Source organism: Vibrio cincinnatiensis, assembly GCF_022113815.1.
Lineage (GTDB): Bacteria > Pseudomonadota > Gammaproteobacteria > Enterobacterales > Vibrionaceae > Vibrio > Vibrio cincinnatiensis_A.
Window position 1 is genome coordinate 59,310 of record NZ_SGOM01000011.1, and the last position, 18,449, is coordinate 77,758.

Consider the following 18,449-nt stretch of genomic DNA (forward strand, 5'->3'; position numbering starts at 1 on the left):
TAAAAATTATTGTTATTTGATTGCTTGAATTACTTTTTCTGAAATATTGTATTCGGCTTTACCATATTGCATAGCACTGACATCCACAACGATGTCGTAGCCTTCTTTTTCAGCCACTTTTTGTACTGCATCTTGAATAATTTTAAACAGTTTTTGTTTCTCTTCGCCTTCACGACGAGCAGAAGCTTGTTCTAATGCCTGCGCTTTGATTTTGTATTTGCTATCGAGTTGACCAATTTCAATCCGCAGTTTTTCTACATCATCTTGGCTCATTAACTCAGCATCACGTCTTAATTTTTCAATTTTGGTTTTAGCTTGAGCTTGTAGACTTTGCAGTTCCGCCGCTTTATCTTTGAATTCATCCTGCATTTGCTGAAGAACCACTTCACGCTGAGGTAAAGCTTGGAACACTTGCGCTGTGTTAATAAAACCGATTTTTTGCGCCGCATCCGCAGCCTGAGCAAAAAACGCTGAGCTAAGAACAATAAGGCTAACGCTGGCTGCTTTGATAGTATTTTTCAACATATTTTCCTCAAGTTAGAAGGTTCGTCCGATAGTAAAAGTGAAGAATTCTTCATCATCACCATCGTATTTTTTAATGGGTTTAGCAAGGGAGAAGACCAGTGGTCCCATTGGAGACATCCACTGTAAGGCTACTCCATACGAAGAGCGATATTTACTTGGATCTGAATAATCATAGTAATAACGGTCACCATAGCTGGCACCACCAGAACGATAATCAAACTCAGTATCCCACACACTGGCCATATCAATAAAGAGGCTGGTGCGAACTTGGCTACGCGCTTCATCAGAAGCAAAAGGCGTTGGAACGATCAGCTCCATACTCGCTAGTGCGATAGCGTTGCCGCCCACCGAATCATCGGTGGCACTGTCTTTGCCATTATTTGAGCCAGAGTAATCACGGTATACGGCTTTAGGACCGGCAGAGTTAGAACCAAAGCCTCGCAAGGTAGTAAAGCCCCCTGCATAGAAGTTCTCATAAAATGGGTAAAGGTTATCTTTGCCATCGGTTTGACCATAACCATTACCATACCCTAAACGCCCACGAAGCAGCAGAGTAAATTCATGTTTTTTCGTCAATGGAATATATTGGCGAACATCGTATTGCAACTTAAAATATTGTGCATCAGAGCCTGGAACCGTCATTTTAGCAAAAGCACGTTGGTGATTACCCGCAGTTGGGAAATATCCTTTATTCAGGTTATTACGCGTCCAAGCCACGTTGATATCAAAATCATCGGTAATCAAATTATTAGGATTACAATCCCCGAGGTTACAGAGAAATTGTTCCACTTGTAGGTAAGGGGTAAGGTTACCAATTTTGTTATGCGTGTAACCGACACCAAATTCAAAGCGGTTCAGCTCATCAAAAGGAAACCCCCACGTTAAACTGGTTCCATAGCTTTGGTTGGTATAATCAACAATCCCCGCCTCTGAGGCTTCAAATTTGTTATAAAATACACGCCCACCTAAACTGACACCATCAATATTCCAATAAGGATCTCGATACTCTAGGGTGACATTTTGTTGGTAATCATTGGTTGTCGCGCTGACGCTGACCCGATTTCCTGTCCCCATAAAGTTGTCTTGTGTTAACCCGACCGTAAAACTTACACCAGATTCAGTACCATAACCGACCCCGAAGTTAATACTACCTGAGTTCGCTTCTTTAACACTGTAGACAAGGTCAACTTGATCCTCTGAACCGGGAACACGCACAGTTTGTACGTCGACCGTTTCAAAGAAACCTAAGCGGTTCAAACGAGCTTTACCTGTATCAATCGCTTTGGAGTTAAGCCAACTACCTTCCATTTGACGCATTTCTCGTCGTAGCACTTCATCACGAGTCGTATTATTTCCGACAAAGCGGATGTCTCGAACATACATTCGTTTGCCCGCTTCAACATGTACGACTAATGAAACTTCTTGAGTCTCATCATCAAATTCAGGAATCGTTTGTACCTGTGGGTAAGCATAACCCGCCTCACCCAAAACGCGCTTAACACTCTCTTCCAATTGTGTCACCGCAGAGCCTTGGTAAGTTTCTCCCAATTCGAAGGGAATCAACGAACGGAACTCTTCTTCTTTTCCAATCAGCTCACCACGAAATTGAACATCTTTAACGGTGTAAGGTAAGCCCTCATCAAGGTTCAGAGTGATATAGACCCCTTTTTTATCTGGCGAAATAGATACTTGAGTCGAATCGACTTTAAATTTGAGATATCCCCGATCCAGATAAAAAGTACGCAACCCCTCAATATCTGCAGCAAGGACTTGCTTTTGATATTTGTCATCAGAAAGGAAGTTCCACCAAGAGAGGTCAACATTAAGGTCAAACCGTGATAATAATTCTTCATTGCTAAAGACTTCATTACCAATAAAGTTTATCTGTTGAATTTTAGCCGAAACGCCTTCGGTAAAAACAAATTTCAAATCAGCACGGTTACGGGGTAAAGGGGTTACGACGGCTTTTACATTCGCATTGTATTTACCAACACTGTAATAAAAGTCTTCTAGCCCTTTTTCAATATTACTTAAGGTGGTTCGGTCTAAGGCTTCCCCAACTCGAATCCCCGAAGCATCTAAGTTTTGCTGAAGTTGCTCTTGCTTAATAGCTTTGTTACCAGAAAAAGAAACACTAGCAATGGTTGGGCGCTCCTGCACTTGTACCACTAAAACGGAGCCGTCACGTAAAACTTTAACATCTTCAAAATTTCCAGAAGCGTACAAAGCTTGAATGATTTGGGCAACATCTTGAGAATCGACCGTATCACCAATACGTACTGGCATTTTTAACAATGCCGCCCCAAGAGCGACACGTTGTAAGCCCTGAATCTGAATGTCCTGAACAACAAATTTTTCGGCACCATTGACTGATACACTCGTTGCGAGCAGTGTCGCTAACAGGATTTTTTTTATCGCCATATATGTTTTAGTTATTCCTTACTACAAACCATTGCCTAATGCTTATCTATCACAGGCGAGTAAAATCGTTAAATATTGCCAAAGCCATCAAGGAGAAAATGATGATTCCCCCTAATCGATAGCCCATTTCTTGGACTTTTTCTGGCACAGGACGTCGAATCACAGCTTCGATGGCAAAGAAAAGCAGATGGCCACCATCAAGCATAGGAAGTGGTACCAAGTTAATAATGCCAAGGTTAATACTGATCAACGCTAAGAAACCTAAGAAGTAGACCAATCCATAATCCGCGGTGGTTCCGGCCCCTTTAGCGATTGAAATTGGACCACTAAGGTTATTTAAGCCGACATCACCAACCAGCAACTTCTTCAGCATACTCAGCGTTAACTCAATAACTTGTCCTGTTTTGTCAATGGCCTTGCCAATTGACTCAAAAGGACCAAATTGCAACTCAAAACGATACCCTTCAGGCCACGAAGCCACTTGAGGAGCAATGCCAGCAAAACCTATCACATCACCATTTTTTAATGCTCGGCTATCGGGCGTCAGTGATACAACAATCACTTCATGATTACGCTCAACGTCTAGTCGTAATGTTTGCTCTGGGTTGGCTTGAATTTCCGCGACCGCTTGCTGCCAGTTGGAAATTGGTTGGCCATTTACCCCCATTATTACATCACCGACTTGCAAACCAGCACGTTCCCCAGCACTGCTCGATGAAACACTGGCTAACTCAGTCGAAACGGCGGGCACAAAAGGTTTAAATCCTAACGCTCCCATAGCAGACTCTGTTTCAGGGTCAAAGTTCCATGACCGTAAGTCAAAAGTCTTGATTTCATCGATTCCAATTCCATCTGGCGAAGAAACCGTCAATGTTAAACGCTCGTTACCAATATGGCGGATAAGTCCCATATTGACCGATTCCCAATCAACGGTTTTCATACCAGAAACCGCTTTAATTTCCATACCTGGTTCAACGCCAGCTTGTGCGGCAATCGAATAAGGGGTAACTTCACCAATCACGGGTTTAACGGCTGGCACCCCAATAAAAAACACCAACCAATAGGCAACCAAAGCAAAAAGAAAATTAAAGGCAGGCCCCGCACTCACAATCGCAGAACGCTGCCATAAAGATTTTTTATCAAAGGCAAATTGCTGCTGTTCAATAGGTACTTCAGCAACGCGGCTGTCGAGCATTTTGACATAACCGCCTAAGGGGATAATCGAAAGACTGTATTCGGTTCCATCTTTCCCCATTCGTTTCCAGATCGCTCGTCCAAAGCCGATCGAAAACTTTTCAACCTTAACGCCACACCTTCTCGCTACCCAAAAGTGACCATACTCATGTACCGCCACTAAAATACCTAGGGCAACAACAAAGGCGATAAAGTTCCACAAAATACCACTCATAACATGTGCTCTTTTAAGGTTTGGTTAGCAAAACTGCGCGCTATTGTATCTAGCTCAAGTAGGCTTTCCAAGTTATAGGAATGTAACGGACTGTGAGTTCCACAAACTTTAGACAATACCTTATCATTGATGGTTGCGATATCGGTAAAACGAATTTGACCTCGCAAAAAGGCATCAACCGCCACTTCATTGGCAGCATTCAATGATGTCGTTGCATGCTGCCCTAAGTAACAAGCATCGATAGCCAGTTGCAAACACGGATAACGTTGATAATCGACATCCATAAAGGTCAGCTCACTTAGTCGAGTAAAATCCAATGGGGGAACCCCTGCTGGAATTCGCTGAGGGTAAGCCAAAGACTGTGCTATCGGCGTCGCCATATCTGGCTCACCTAATTGTGCAATGACTGACCCATCTTGATACTGAACCATAGAATGAATTACAGATTGAGGATGAATAAGGACATTTAACTGTTCACGAGAAGCATTAAAGAGCCATTTGGCTTCAATATACTCTAAGCCTTTGTTCATCATCGTTGCCGAATCAACGGAAATTTTTGGCCCCATAGACCAATTCGGATGTGCAATTGCCTGCTCTGGAGTCACACCGCTCAGTGAAGCAACATCACTGTAACGAAAAGGGCCGCCAGAACCGGTAAGAAGAATATGGGAAATACCACTGGCAGGGAGATCACAACGTCCTAAACGAAATTGAGCCTCTGCAGGTAAACATTGGAAAATTGCATTATGTTCACTATCGACAGGCAACAGTGTCGCACCATACGTGTCTACGGCATCAATAAATAGCTGACCAGACATGACAAGGGCTTCTTTATTCGCCAGTAAAACTCGTTTGCCGGCTTTAATGGCCGCCATTGTTGGAATAAGCCCCGCAGCTCCAACAATAGCAGCCATCACGGTATCGACCTCTTCATGGGCCGCGACATAGCACATCGCCTCTTCCCCATACAACACTTCGGTGTTCAGGTGTAAAGCGGTTAACTGTTCCATCAACCGTCGAGCAGCTTTGGCATCCGCCATCACGGCATACTTAGGCTGCCAGATTTGGCAAAGCTCACGCATCTTGGTCACATTTTGTCCAGCCGCTAAAGCGACGATGGTGAACTGCTCAGGATTCTCGGCGACAACTTTAAGTGTACTGGCTCCGATAGACCCCGTTGCTCCCAGAATCGTTAATTTACGCATATCCAAAAACGCCATGGTTTAAGTCGAATAATGCTAGATTACTCGACATTAGAACAAGAAATAGAGAAGTGTGAACACAGGAAAAGCAGCCGTTAAGCTATCAATACGGTCTAAAATACCACCATGTCCGGGAATGATATTACTGCTATCTTTGATACCAGAGACTCGCTTGAACATACTTTCCACTAAGTCACCTAAAACAGAAATCACCACGGTCAACAAGATGGTCAGTACCATAACAAAAGGGGAGGAAAACTGGATTAAAAAAGCGTCAGCAAAGAACCACCCCACCACCATAGCGGCCACAATCCCTCCAATTAAACCTTCAATGGTTTTATTGGGACTAACAGCTGGTGCCATTTTATGTTTACCAAAACTTTTACCCGCAAAGTATGCTCCACTATCAGCAGCCCAAACAATCAGGCAAACAAATAAGACGAGTTTTGCACCATGAAAGCTATCGACGGAAAAGTCTTCTGCTCGTAAAAAAATCACGCTCCAGAAAAAAGGCAATAAGGTCAGCAAACCAAACAGATGACGAATGCTATTTGATGATTCCCAACAACAACGAGATTTTGGATAGGTGATAGCAAGGCCACTGGAAAAAATCCACCAAGCCGCCCCTATGATTACCACCCCGATCTGTATTGATGATAGTTCACTCGATAACGTCAGTTGAGGTGCAATAAAGAAATAGCTAGCCCCCCCAACAATGAGGCTCGGTAATAATGCTAAATAACGAGAAGAAGAGGAAACGAACTGAGTCCATTCCCAAAAGCCCAGAAAAGTGACCACGGCTAAGGCCAAAATAAATCCGGTTAGAGGTAGAAAAAAGATCCCAGCAATAACCAAGGGGGCAAGTAAGAGCGCTGTAATAATTCTTTGCTTCAAACTTAGACGTCCTATTTTATGATGTCATCAATGCCTTAATTTGCTCACCAGTACAACCAAACCGTCGCTCCCGATTCACAAACCAAGTCACCGCTTCAATTAAACTCTCTTCACCAAACTCAGGCCAAAAAACCGGGGTAAAGTACATTTCTGCGTAGGCTAACTGCCAAAGCATAAAATTACTGATTCGACACTCACCACTGGTGCGAATGAGTAAGTCCACCTCAGGAAGGTCAGCCATGGTCAAATGATTCGCAACGACGGCTTCATCAATCTCTTCCAACAAAAGCTCACCACGGCTCACTTGAGCGGCAATATCACGTACCGCCTGAGTAATGTCCCATTTGCCACCATAATTGGCCGCAATATTAATCACCATCCCTGTATTATTTTGGGTTAAGGCTTCAGCTTGAGCTATTTTACTTTGTAACCGCTCACTAAAACGACTTTTATCCCCAATAATGCGAAGGCGTAGATTATTCTTGTGTAACTTTTTAACTTCTGTAGACAGAACACTGATAAAAAGCTCCATCAACACGCCGACTTCCTCTTCAGGACGACGCCAATTTTCACTGCTAAAAGCGAATAAAGTGATGGCTTTTATGCCTAACTTAGCTGCCGTTGAGATCGTTTTGCGTACCGCCGAAACCCCATTTTTATGGCCAAAAACCCTAGGTTTACCCTGTGCTTTTGCCCAACGACCATTGCCGTCCATAATGATTGCAATATGCTTGGGAAGTACATCTGAAGAGAGTGGCGAATTTTGCATAGAAACGTAATGATGACAAAAAGATGATGAAGGGTAGCATAAAAAAACGCTGAGCTGTGAGCACAGCGTTCTTTTACATAGTTTTTGTGAAATTAAACTTCCATAAGCTCTTTTTCTTTTGCCGCTAATACATCATCAATTTTCTTGACTGCGACATCTGTTAGCTTTTGAATTTCATCTTGTGCTTTACGCTCTTCATCTTCTGAAATTTCTTTGTCTTTCAGAAGAGCTTTAAGATCGTTGTTAGCGTCACGGCGAATATTACGAACAGCAACACGCCCGCCTTCCGCTTCTCCACGTACGATCTTAACAAGATCTCGGCGGCGTTCTTCTGTCAATGGCGGCAGTGGAACACGAATTACAGTACCAGCAGACATAGGGTTAAGACCAAGATCAGACATTAAAATCGCTTTCTCGACTTTTGGTGTCAACTCTTTATCAAAGACCGTAATCGCTAATGTACGAGCATCTTCTGCTACAACGTTGGCAATTTGATTCAACGGTGTGGCTGCACCATAGTATTCGACAGATAGACCAGAAAGTAAGCTTGGGTGAGCACGACCAGTACGAATCTTAGAAAGGTTGTTCTTTAGTGCTTCTACACTTTTTTCCATACGCCCTTGAGCGTCTTTTTTGATCTCATTAATCACAATATCACCTTAATTCTTATTTCATCTTGAGAGTGATTATACTGCGGCACTGATTAACGTGCCTTCCGCTTCACCCATCACCACACGGCGTAACGCCCCAGGTTTATTCATATTAAAGACACGGATTGGCATCTTGTGATCACGTGCCAAGGTAAAGGCCGCAAGATCCATCACTTTGAGTTCTTTGTCCAGTACATCGCTGTAATCGAGTTTATCATACAGTTGAGCATCTGGGTTAGCCACAGGGTCAGCACTGTAGACTCCGTCTACTTTTGTCGCTTTCAACACAACATCCGCTTCAATTTCAATTCCTCGTAAGCAAGCCGCGGAATCCGTCGTGAAGAATGGGTTACCCGTTCCTGCAGAAAAAATAACGACACGACCTTGGCGCAGTTGGCTGATCGCATCAGCCCAATTATAATCGTCACAAACGCCTTTTAGCGGAATCGCTGACATGACACGGGCGTTCACATACGCACGGTGTAGGGCATCGCGCATCGCCAAGCCATTCATCACTGTTGCCAACATCCCCATATGGTCACCCACAACACGGTTCATGCCAGCAGAAGCAAGGCCTGCACCTCGGAATAAGTTGCCGCCACCGATCACGACACCAACTTGAACCCCCAATTCCACTAGTTCTTTCACTTCCTGTGCCATACGATCAAGTACAGCTGGGTCGATACCAAAACCTTCATCGCCTTGTAATGCTTCGCCGCTCAGTTTTAACAATATACGTTGATACGCGGGTTTAGGGTTCGTTGTCATGGACTTTACCTTCCAAAGAGTGTTGTTAATTAACAGTCATGAATAGACTTGCCGTGTAAATATATTCATCACAATTAATCTCACCGTATTCGTAAAAAGACCGCAGCCTTGGCTACGGTCTTGATAGCGTAATCGAACAGCGATTAACCTTTTTGAGCCATTGCTACTTCTTCAGCAAAGCTTAGGCCTTCTTGTTTTTCGATACCTTCACCCACTTCTAGGCGAACGAAAGAAGAAACAGAAGCACCTTTTTCTTTTAGAATTTCACCAACAGTTTTCTTTGGTTCCATTACAAAAGGTTGACCAGTCAGAGAAACTTCACCGGTGAATTTCTTCATACGGCCTTCAACCATTTTCTCTGCGATTTCTTTTGGCTTGCCTTCGTTCATTGCGATTTCAACTTGAACTTCACGTTCTTTCGCAACAACATCAGCAGGCACATCTTCAGGATTAACGTATTCTGGGCGAGAAGCCGCTACGTGCATTGCGATGTGTTTTAGCGTTTCTGCATCAGCAGCACCAGCAACAACAACACCGATACGAGCACCATGGCTGTATGAAGCCAAATCTTGACCTTCGATGTACTGTACGCGACGGATATTGATGTTTTCACCAATTTTAGCCACAAGAGCAATACGAGTTTCTTCAAACTGAGCTTGCAGCGCTTCTACGTCAGATTTAGACGCTAGAGCCGCTTCTGCAACTTCATTAGCAAACGCTAGGAAGTTACCATCTTTTGCAACGAAGTCAGTTTGGCAGTTGATTTCAACCAGAGCAGCAACACCTTCACCTTCTTTGATGATGATTGTGCCTTCAGCAGCAATGTTGCCTGCTTTTTTCGCCGCTTTAGCAGCGCCGCTTTTACGCATGTTTTCAATAGCAAGTTCGATATCGCCATTGGTTTCAACAAGCGCTTTCTTACATTCCATCATACCTGCGCCAGTACGTTCACGCAGTTCTTTAACTAGAGCAGCAGTAACAGCCATTCTCTATTCCTCAGTTGATTCAGGATATGGTAAAAATTAGGGGCCTATCTATGCGGCCCCCAATGCTAACGATAACTTAGCCTATGCATTCATATGACACATAAGGCTAAGTGTGACTCAGAGCCGCAAATTATTCCGCTTCTACAAAGCCGTCTTTTTCAGCAACTGCCGCGACATCTTTGTTGCGACCTTCGTTAACTGATTCAGCAGCCGCGTTCAAGTATAGTTGAACAGCACGGATTGCATCATCGTTACCTGGGATAACGTAATCAACACCATCTGGGTTAGAGTTAGTATCAACAACCGCAAATACTGGAATACCTAGGTTGTTTGCTTCTTTAACTGCGATGTGCTCGTGATCAGCGTCGATAACGAATAGAGCGTCTGGTAGACCACCCATATCTTTGATACCACCAAGAGATTTCTCTAATTTCTCCATTTCACGAGTACGCATTAGAGCTTCTTTCTTAGTCAGTTTGTCAAAAGTACCGTCTGTTGACTGAACTTCAAGATCTTTTAGACGCTTGATTGACTGACGAACTGTTTTCCAGTTAGTTAGCATACCGCCTAACCAGCGGTTGTTTACGTAGTATTGGTTACTTGCAATTGCAGCTTCTTTAACAGCTTCAGAGGCAGCGCGCTTAGTACCTACGAAAAGAACTTTCCCTTTTTTCTCACCGATTTTTGTCATTTCAGCAAGCGCTTCATTGAACATTGGTACGGTTTTTTCTAGGTTGATGATATGAACTTTGTTACGAGCACCAAAGATGAATGGCTTCATTTTTGGGTTCCAGTAACGAGTTTGGTGACCGAAGTGAACACCAGCTTTTAGCATATCGCGCATTGATACAGTTGCCATTATATAATCCTCTATGGGGTTAGGCCTCCACATCCCCCATGTCTCCGACTTCTCAGTGAAAACTGGAAGCACCCCGGAACACGTGTCGGAATGTGTGTGATTTAAAATTAAATGTGTGTGGAGCCGATCCGCTTCGCCAAAATGAAGAAAACAGACCGAGATTCCGGCGCGCTTTATATCATATTTGGCCCTAATATGGCTAGTAAAAATTACCGTAACGTCGGCGGATACACAGCGAGAAATCTATCATTACCACGAGTTGAACTTCACTTTCACCTAAGCGGCATAACGTTACCACTCAACAGTTAGCCCGCCAACAACCCATAATATGGACTTATTCGCTGTCATTCTCATTCTTCTTCCACCCTGTTCTTGCGCTTCCTTTTCGCACTGTTACAATATTACGATTAGCACGGGTGTGCATAAAAATTAGTAGAGAAAGCCGATGTCTGTAAAAATTAAAAATGCTGAAGAAATTGAAAAAATGCGAGTCGCAGGTCGACTTGCTGCGCAAGTTCTGGAAATGATTGAACCTCATGTCAAGCCAGGGGTCACCACCGAAGAACTGGATAAAATTTGCCACCAATATATCACTGAAGTGCAAGGTGCAATTCCAGCCCCTCTTAATTATCATGGCTTTCCAAAGTCAATTTGCACCTCGATTAACCACATCGTATGTCACGGTATCCCAGCCACACAAGACAGTCATTTTGGTCAAATCCTGCGCCCCGCCGTGCTAAAAGATGGCGATATTATGAATATTGATATCACCGTTATTAAAGACGGCTACCATGGCGATACCTCCAAAATGTTTCTTGTCGGTGATGTTTCTCCTGCCGATAAACGTCTGTGTTTCGTCGCACAAGAGTGCCTCTATCTATCACTGAAAAAAGTTAAACCAGGTGTACAGCTAGGTGAAATTGGTACCGCGATTGAAAAACACATCAAAACCAACAATAAAAATAATCCGCGCTTGAAATTCTCTATTGTGCGTGATTACTGTGGGCACGGCATAGGGGCTGAATTCCATGAAGAACCTCAAGTGGTGCACTACCGCAATAACGATCGTACGGTATTGCGTGAAGGGATGATTTTCACCATTGAACCCATGATCAACGCGGGTAAATTTGGTTGCCGTCTTGATGATGAAGACAATTGGACAGTTTATACCGCCGATAACAAAAATTCAGCGCAATGGGAGCACACCTTATTGGTCACTGCCGATGGTTGTGAAATTTTAACCTTACGTGAAGAAGAAAGCATCCCACGTATTTTCCACAACGCCTAATAGCAAAAAGCTTGTCGGTCCTATCGATACGATATAAAGGAGAGCTTGAGCTCGGGGATTGATCTCTGTTAGATTCAGTAACAGACCTGAGTTCACTCTCTTGCACGGACCGCATGCTATGCCTTATTTATCCCCTCTCCGCTTTACCGATGCTCAACTGAATGTCGATGAACTAAAACAACAACTCGATGGTTTCTCTCTTTATCAACGCCAAGAATTTTTAGCACGTCATCCAGTGACCGATCTCGTACTTGGACGAGCAGAATACATGGATTTGTTATTGCACCGACTATGGCAATACTTAGGCTTTCAGCATCATCCTGAAATCGCTCTTGCAGCTGTCGGAGGATATGGTCGAGGTGAACTTCACCCTCTCTCTGACATTGATATTTTGGTGGTATCAGAACATAAACTGGCCGATGAACTAGGCCGTAAGATCAGCGAATTTATTACCCTATTATGGGATTTACGCCTAGAAGTTGGCCATGCAGTCCGCACATTATCAGAATGCGCTGAAATTGGCCGAGAAGATTTAACCGTTGCAACCAACTTACAAGAAGCCCGATTACTGTGCGGAAGTGAAGCCGTCTTTTTACAGCTAAAGTCTATCGTCGATTCTGACTCTTTTTGGCCAAGCGAAACATTCTACCAAGCCAAAATTCAAGAGCAGCGTAAACGCCATGCTCGCTACCATGACACGACCTATAATCTTGAACCAGATATAAAATCAACTCCTGGCGGGTTAAGAGATATTCATACCTTGAGCTGGGTAGCTCGCCGCCACTTTGGTGCAAAATCTCTGTATGAAATGAGCCGCTTTGGCTTTCTTACCGATGCTGAATATCGAGAGTTAGTTGAATGCCAAGACTTTTTATGGCGCATCCGTTTTGCCTTACACCTTGAACTTAAACGCTACGACAACCGACTCACCTTCGCCCATCAAGCGCAAGTCGCTGAACATCTCGGTTTTACTGGTGAAGGTAACCGCCCCGTAGAAATGATGATGAAAGAGTTCTATCGAACCCTACGCCGTGTCGCTGAACTGAACAAAATGCTCCTTAAGTTGTTTGATCAAGCGATCTTAAATCATGGTGAAGAGAGTAAGCCGGAAATCATTGATGATGATTTTCAACGTCGTGGTGCATTGATTGAAGCTCGTAAGCCCGCTCTGTTTCAAGCTCGACCTGAAACCATCTTAGATATGTTCTTACATATGGCGAGTGATTCCACGATTCAGGGGGTTGCCCCCTCAACGATGCGTCAACTACGCACTGCCCGCCGTCGTTTAAATAAGTTTTTACACACAATTCCAGCGGCCCGAGAAAAATTTATGGCATTAACTCGCCATCCCAATGCCTTACTCAAAGCATTCGGCCAGATGCATAAATTAGGTGTTTTGGCGGCTTATCTTCCTCAATGGAGCCAAATTGTCGGGCAGATGCAATTTGATCTGTTTCACGCTTATACCGTTGATGAACACAGCATTCGACTACTTAAACACATCAACTTGTTTAATGACCCTAAAAATCACCAACATCACCCTATTTGCTGTGAAATTTACCCTAAAATACAGAAAAAAGAGTTACTGATTATCGCCGCTATATTCCATGATATAGGAAAAGGGCGCGGCGGTGATCACTCAGAAATCGGTGCGACAGAGGCTTACGACTTCTGTATTGAGCATGGATTGTCCAAACCAGAAGGAAAGCTGGTCGCTTGGTTGGTACAAAACCATCTCTTAATGTCAGTCACAGCCCAAAGGCGCGATATTTACGATCCTGATGTGATCATTGAATTTGCCAAAAAAGTCCGCGATGAAGAACATCTCGAATATCTGGTGTGCTTAACGGTTGCTGATATTTGCGCGACTAACCCCGAACTTTGGAACAGTTGGAAGCGAACCTTACTTGCAGAACTGTTCTATTCTACCCAACGAGCACTCCGGCGTGGATTGGAGTATCCAGTCGATATCCGAGAACGAATTCGCCACAATCAACAGATGGCTTCTGCTTTACTGCGTAAAGAAGGGTTTGCAAGCCGTGACATTGAGCTACTTTGGCAGCGTTTCAAAGCCGATTATTTCTTACGTCATACTCATAAGCAAATCGCTTGGCATGGCAGTCACCTACTGACACATAATGAGCCAAGCCAGCCGTTGGTTTTGATCAGCAAGAAGGCCACTCGAGGCGGGACAGAGGTCTTTGTTTACACCAAAGACCAACCCGCATTATTTGCTACCGTGGTGGCAGAACTGGATAGGCGTAACCTTAACGTTCATGACGCGCAGATCATGACCAGTAAAGATGGCTATGTACTCGATACTTTTATGGTCTTAGATCACAACGGGCAAGCGATTGAAGAATTACGTCATAAGCCATTGATAAAGCATTTAGTACATGTGTTGCACGACGGTCGCCCGACAAAAATCAAAACTCGACGTATACCACGCAATTTACAGCACTTTAAAGTACGCACTCAGGTTGATTTTCTCCCCACCAAAAGTAAGAAACGTACCTTAATGGAGTTTGTGGCATTAGATACACCAGGGCTACTTGCTACGGTTGGGGCAACTTTTTCTGAACTGAATATCAATCTGCATGCTGCAAAGATCACGACGATCGGCGAACGAGCAGAAGACTTATTTATTCTCACGAGCAATGATGGTGGAAAATTAACGGAAGAGGAAGAAATCGTGCTGCGGGAGCAGTTAATGGAAAAGGTCACCAAACTGGCCCCTTAGCTAATGAAATGCGCATCTATTCCTGGGAGAAAAGCTTACTTCCAAATAGATGCGCATAAAAAAGCCAAGTCATTGAGTTAATTTAGCCAGCCAGCCCAAAAACCAACCATAACGAGCACTATCGCCGACATAATACCAGCGACAATATCATCAAGCATAATCCCAAGCCCGCCTTCAACTCGTTTATCTAACCAACCAATCGGCCACGGCTTAACCATGTCAAAGAAACGAAATAGGATAAAGCCCGTTACTGGCCAGCGCCAATCCCAAACCGATAGTTGTAGAAAAGGCACAATAAGCATCGTGATCCAAAAACCAGCGAACTCATCCCACACGATCGAACCATGATCATGGACCTTCATATCCGTTGATGTCACTTGACAAATTTTCACCCCAATCAAACAAGCAAGCAGAACCCATAGTACATAAGGCCAAAAAGAAAGATGTGCCAATAGCAGATAAAAAGGAACCGAGGCTAATGTTCCCATCGTTCCCGGGACAACGGGAGATAACCCACTCCCGAATCCAGTTGCCAGTAAATGCCAAGGGTTGCGCATAGAAAGGCGTGAAATCGGATTGCTCATACGGACTCCTTGAAGTGATCATAACCTGTCAAAGACCAGTCAAGCTTTTCACCTTGACGCGTAAGCTCAACAATCCCTTGGGGGCGAATTTGACCGATGCAGGTCACTTTGCTGGCGGTATGAGCCAAGGCGCTTTCTAACGAACCTTTATTTTCTTCTGGGACAGTAAAGCAAAGCTCATATTCTTCACCACTGGTCAATGCATATTGTTGGGCAAGCATATCATCACCAATAAACTGTCTCAGAGCTTTAGAAATAGGTAAGGCATTGACATCAATGCTCGCTCCCACTTGGGAGCAATGCAAAATATGCCCTAAATCAGCCATTAAACCATCGGAGATATCAATAGCCGAAGAAGCAAGATTCAGCAACGCTTGACCAACCAACACTCGTGGAGTGGAGAGATAATGACGCTGTTCTAACTCTGCTGCAAAGGGAAGTGATCGTTTCGTTGAGTCAAGGATAACGTCTAACCCCGCTTTGCTATCGCCCAGTTCACCTGTGACATAAATCCAGTCTCCCACCTTTGCCTGATTACGTCGTAATGCTTGATCGCGGGGAACAAATCCTTGTACCGTCAAAGTGATGGCTAGTGGCCCTTTAGTGGTATCACCCCCAATCAACTGAACATTATAGTAATTCGCTAAATCAAAAAAAGCCGAACAAAAAGGGGCTAACCAAGTTTCATCAATACTCGGCAAAGTCAGCGCCATCGACACCCAAGCTGGCGTTGCTCCCATTGCTGCTAAGTCGCTGATATTAGAGGCGAGAGCTTTATGGGCAACCCAAGCCGGGTTAGCGTCAGCCAAAAAGTGAGTACCCGCTACTAACGTATCAGTACTGATCGCAACTCGAACATTATCGGGAACATTGACGATCGCGCAATCATCCCCAAGTGCTAAATGAACATCTTTACGCTGAGGTTGGCGATCAGAGAAGTATTTTTCAATTAAGTTAAATTCACCAAACATCGGAATAATCCCTAGGCTTGCGAACAGAATTTACGAATACAGGGAATGGTGAATGAGCGTTCACTTATCCATACTCATGCTATAGAAAAAAGGCCAGCAGATGCTGACCTTTCATTAGTAATCTTACGCTTTTTTTCGTACATGAGGTGCGGCTTTATCCAGCACTCCATTTACAAATTTGTGACTATCTTCAGCGGCAAAAATTTTTGCCAATTCAATAGCTTCATTAATCACAACTTTATAGGGAACATCATCACGTCGAGTCATCTCGTACATCGCTAGGCGAAGCAACGCAAGTTCCATCATATCAAGATCTTGCATTGGACGAGAAACAAAAGGACGCAATTTACTATCCAATTCAGTATGGTTAAGAACAACACCGGCTAGAAGGTCACGAAAATAGGTGACGTCGGTTTCTGGAGCCGCAAGAGCAGGCTCAGCAGCATGATGTTCTTCTTCATCGTACTTACCACTGGATAAGAACTGCTCTTCAATAGTCGCCACATTCTCTTTAGTAATTTGCCATGAATAAATCGCTTGTAGTGCAAATTGGCGTGCATTACGACGTGCGGCTGGTTTCACGCTGGCCCCCATTAGGAATCAATTTCAGAAAGAACGTTAATCATCTCAAGTGCGCTTAGTGCGGCTTCGGCACCTTTATTACCAGCCTTGGTTCCTGCGCGTTCAATAGCTTGATCGATAGTATCTACAGTCAAAACACCAAAGGCGACTGGAATGCTAAATTCCATCGAAACTTGGGCAAGACCTTTATTCATTTCACTACAAACATAGTCAAAGTGTGGTGTACCACCACGAATTACAGAACCGAGTGAGACAATTGCATCAAATTTACCCGTTTTTGCTACACGCTGTGCAACAAGGGGAAGTTCAACGGCTCCGGGACAACGAACAACGGTAATATTATCGTCGCTCACTTGGCCATGACGCTTCAAAGTATCGATGGCACCAGACAATAGACTTTCGTTAATAAAACTGTTGAAACGAGAAATCACAATCGCAACTTTAGCATTGGGTGCTGGGAAACCACCTTCGATCACTTTCATAAGCTTTCCTTTAACTCTGTTCATCAAGTGAGAATCGCCGGATTCTAGCACAAATTTGTGAGCGATATCTAATGGAAATTGACACGCATCCGAACACCGCCGAAAGTCTCCTCCTTGTGAGCATGACTCGATCTGAATGATTACTCACATTGAAACCTAGCCACCGTCAAACAATGGCTAGGTTTCACCTTATTCACATACGTATTCAACCACATTAAGGCCAAAGCCACCTAATGCGTGGTACTTCTTATTGGCTGAAGAAAGTAAACGCATTTCACTAACCCCTAAATCAGCCAGAATCTGTGAACCGACCCCGACTCGGCGAGAAGTGCCTTGTTTTTTGGCTAAAGCAGGCGCATCGCCTTTATCTTGCTGTTCAAACATTTTCACTCGGTGCAGCAAAAGTTCGGTAGACTCTTCATTCCCCAAAATCACTAGAACGCCCCCTTCTTGCCCGATACGCTTCATGGCTTTATCTAAACTCCAGCTACGTTCAGCACTGCGATCACTCCGTAATAAATCAGTAAAGGTATCTTGCAAATGAACACGAACTAAAGGAGCTTGAGCAGAAGCTATTTCTTTTTTCAAAGCAAAATGAATTTGGTTATCAATTACATCACGATAAGTGACAAGTTCAAACTCACCAAACTCTGTAGGAAGTAAACACTGTGCGACACGCTCAATGGTGGTTTCCGTATGGTTACGGTATTCAATAAGATCTGCAATTGTCCCTAATTTGATGCCATGCTTTTCAGCAAAAATTTCCAGATCAGGGCGACGAGCCATTGTGCCATCTTCATTAAGAATTTCGACAATGACAGAAGCGGGCTCTAACCCCGCTAATCGCGCTAAATCACACCCCGCTTCTGTATGTCCAGCGCGGGTTAAAACACCACCATCTTGCGCCGCTAACGGAAAAATATGTCCAGGTTGCACCAAGTCTGAAGCTTTCGCATCTTGAGCGACAGCCGCTTGAACAGTACGGGCACGATCAGCGGCTGAAATTCCGGTGGTAACGCCTTCAGCCGCCTCAATGGAGACAGTAAAATTCGTTGTATATTGAGCATTATTGTCTTGTACCATCGGGGCTAGACCTAGATGCTGACAACGGGTTTTGGTCATCGTTAAACAGATAAGACCACGACCATGCGTCGCCATGAAGTTAATCGCTTCAGGGGTTATATGTTCGGCGGCCATGATCAGATCGCCTTCATTTTCGCGGTCTTCATCATCCATCAGGATAACCATTTTACCCAAACGGATATCTTCAATAATTTCTTTAGGGGTACTAATTGCCATCATTCCTTTCCTATAAATAGG

The 18,449-nt window shown here is 44.0% G+C and carries 17 protein-coding genes; 2 read left to right on the top strand and 15 right to left on the bottom strand.

Going from position 1 to position 18,449, the window contains the following annotated elements; genetic code table 11:
- Window positions 1-12 precede the first annotated feature (12 nt).
- The 10 genes from EXA13_RS13585 to rpsB all read right to left on the bottom strand — a co-directional run bounded on the left by EXA13_RS13585 (window position 13) and on the right by rpsB (window position 10,482).
- A complete protein-coding gene (locus EXA13_RS13585) occupies window positions 13-522 on the bottom strand; it encodes an OmpH family outer membrane protein (RefSeq protein WP_238133701.1) in 510 nt (169 codons plus the stop codon).
- A 15-nt stretch (window positions 523-537) separates the two neighbouring features.
- Entirely contained in the window at window positions 538-2,946 is a 2,409-nt protein-coding gene (gene bamA, locus EXA13_RS13590; protein ID WP_238133659.1) for an outer membrane protein assembly factor BamA, read from the bottom strand.
- Window positions 2,947-2,995: 49 nt separating this feature from the next.
- Window positions 2,996-4,354 (bottom strand): sigma E protease regulator RseP, encoded by a 1,359-nt coding sequence (rseP, locus tag EXA13_RS13595; protein ID WP_238133660.1) that lies wholly within the window; start codon window positions 4,352-4,354, stop codon window positions 2,996-2,998.
- Complete coding sequence (gene ispC, locus EXA13_RS13600) at window positions 4,351-5,559, bottom strand: 1-deoxy-D-xylulose-5-phosphate reductoisomerase (protein WP_238133661.1); 1,209 nt, start codon at window positions 5,557-5,559, stop codon at window positions 4,351-4,353. Before ispC ends, rseP begins: the two co-directional genes overlap by 4 nt.
- A 48-nt stretch (window positions 5,560-5,607) precedes the next feature.
- The gene (locus EXA13_RS13605; protein ID WP_238133662.1) at window positions 5,608-6,450 is read right to left on the bottom strand and encodes a phosphatidate cytidylyltransferase; all 843 of its coding nucleotides are present in this window, start codon (window positions 6,448-6,450) and stop codon (window positions 5,608-5,610) included.
- A gap of 16 nt (window positions 6,451-6,466) precedes the next feature.
- Window positions 6,467-7,219 (bottom strand): polyprenyl diphosphate synthase, encoded by a 753-nt coding sequence (uppS, locus tag EXA13_RS13610; RefSeq protein WP_238133663.1) that lies wholly within the window; start codon window positions 7,217-7,219, stop codon window positions 6,467-6,469.
- Window positions 7,220-7,311: 92 nt separating this feature from the next.
- Window positions 7,312-7,869 (bottom strand): ribosome recycling factor, encoded by a 558-nt coding sequence (gene frr / locus EXA13_RS13615; protein ID WP_238133664.1) that lies wholly within the window; start codon window positions 7,867-7,869, stop codon window positions 7,312-7,314.
- Window positions 7,870-7,905: 36 nt separating this feature from the next.
- On the bottom strand, window positions 7,906-8,637 hold the full coding sequence (pyrH, locus tag EXA13_RS13620) for a UMP kinase (protein WP_238133665.1): 732 nt from the start codon (window positions 8,635-8,637) through the stop codon (window positions 7,906-7,908).
- A 143-nt stretch (window positions 8,638-8,780) separates the two neighbouring features.
- The gene (tsf, locus tag EXA13_RS13625) at window positions 8,781-9,623 is read right to left on the bottom strand and encodes a translation elongation factor Ts (protein WP_238133666.1); all 843 of its coding nucleotides are present in this window, start codon (window positions 9,621-9,623) and stop codon (window positions 8,781-8,783) included.
- Window positions 9,624-9,753: 130 nt separating this feature from the next.
- Window positions 9,754-10,482: a 30S ribosomal protein S2 gene (gene rpsB / locus EXA13_RS13630; protein ID WP_115174047.1), complete on the bottom strand. Its 729-nt coding sequence runs from the start codon at window positions 10,480-10,482 to the stop codon at window positions 9,754-9,756.
- Between the two features lie 445 nt (window positions 10,483-10,927).
- Between rpsB and map the strand changes: the two genes are divergently transcribed.
- Window positions 10,928-11,770, top strand: a complete 843-nt coding sequence (gene map / locus EXA13_RS13635; RefSeq protein WP_238133667.1) for a type I methionyl aminopeptidase — start codon at window positions 10,928-10,930, stop codon at window positions 11,768-11,770.
- Between the two features lie 118 nt (window positions 11,771-11,888).
- Complete coding sequence (glnD, locus tag EXA13_RS13640) at window positions 11,889-14,510, top strand: bifunctional uridylyltransferase/uridylyl-removing protein GlnD (protein ID WP_238133668.1); 2,622 nt, start codon at window positions 11,889-11,891, stop codon at window positions 14,508-14,510.
- A 77-nt stretch (window positions 14,511-14,587) separates the two neighbouring features.
- Here glnD and pgpA read toward each other — a convergent pair whose 3' ends face one another.
- The 5 genes from pgpA to ribBA form a co-directional block, all read right to left on the bottom strand.
- The gene (pgpA, locus tag EXA13_RS13645; RefSeq protein ID WP_238133669.1) at window positions 14,588-15,094 is read right to left on the bottom strand and encodes a phosphatidylglycerophosphatase A; all 507 of its coding nucleotides are present in this window, start codon (window positions 15,092-15,094) and stop codon (window positions 14,588-14,590) included.
- A complete protein-coding gene (gene thiL, locus EXA13_RS13650; protein ID WP_238133670.1) occupies window positions 15,091-16,065 on the bottom strand; it encodes a thiamine-phosphate kinase in 975 nt (324 codons plus the stop codon). Before thiL ends, pgpA begins: the two co-directional genes overlap by 4 nt.
- Before the next feature lie 123 nt (window positions 16,066-16,188).
- On the bottom strand, window positions 16,189-16,659 hold the full coding sequence (nusB, locus tag EXA13_RS13655) for a transcription antitermination factor NusB (protein ID WP_238133671.1): 471 nt from the start codon (window positions 16,657-16,659) through the stop codon (window positions 16,189-16,191).
- Window positions 16,659-17,129, bottom strand: a complete 471-nt coding sequence (ribH, locus tag EXA13_RS13660; protein ID WP_078925467.1) for a 6,7-dimethyl-8-ribityllumazine synthase — start codon at window positions 17,127-17,129, stop codon at window positions 16,659-16,661. Before ribH ends, nusB begins: the two co-directional genes overlap by 1 nt.
- A 189-nt stretch (window positions 17,130-17,318) precedes the next feature.
- Window positions 17,319-18,428 (bottom strand): bifunctional 3,4-dihydroxy-2-butanone-4-phosphate synthase/GTP cyclohydrolase II, encoded by a 1,110-nt coding sequence (gene ribBA / locus EXA13_RS13665; protein ID WP_238133702.1) that lies wholly within the window; start codon window positions 18,426-18,428, stop codon window positions 17,319-17,321.
- Window positions 18,429-18,449: the final 21 nt, after the last annotated feature.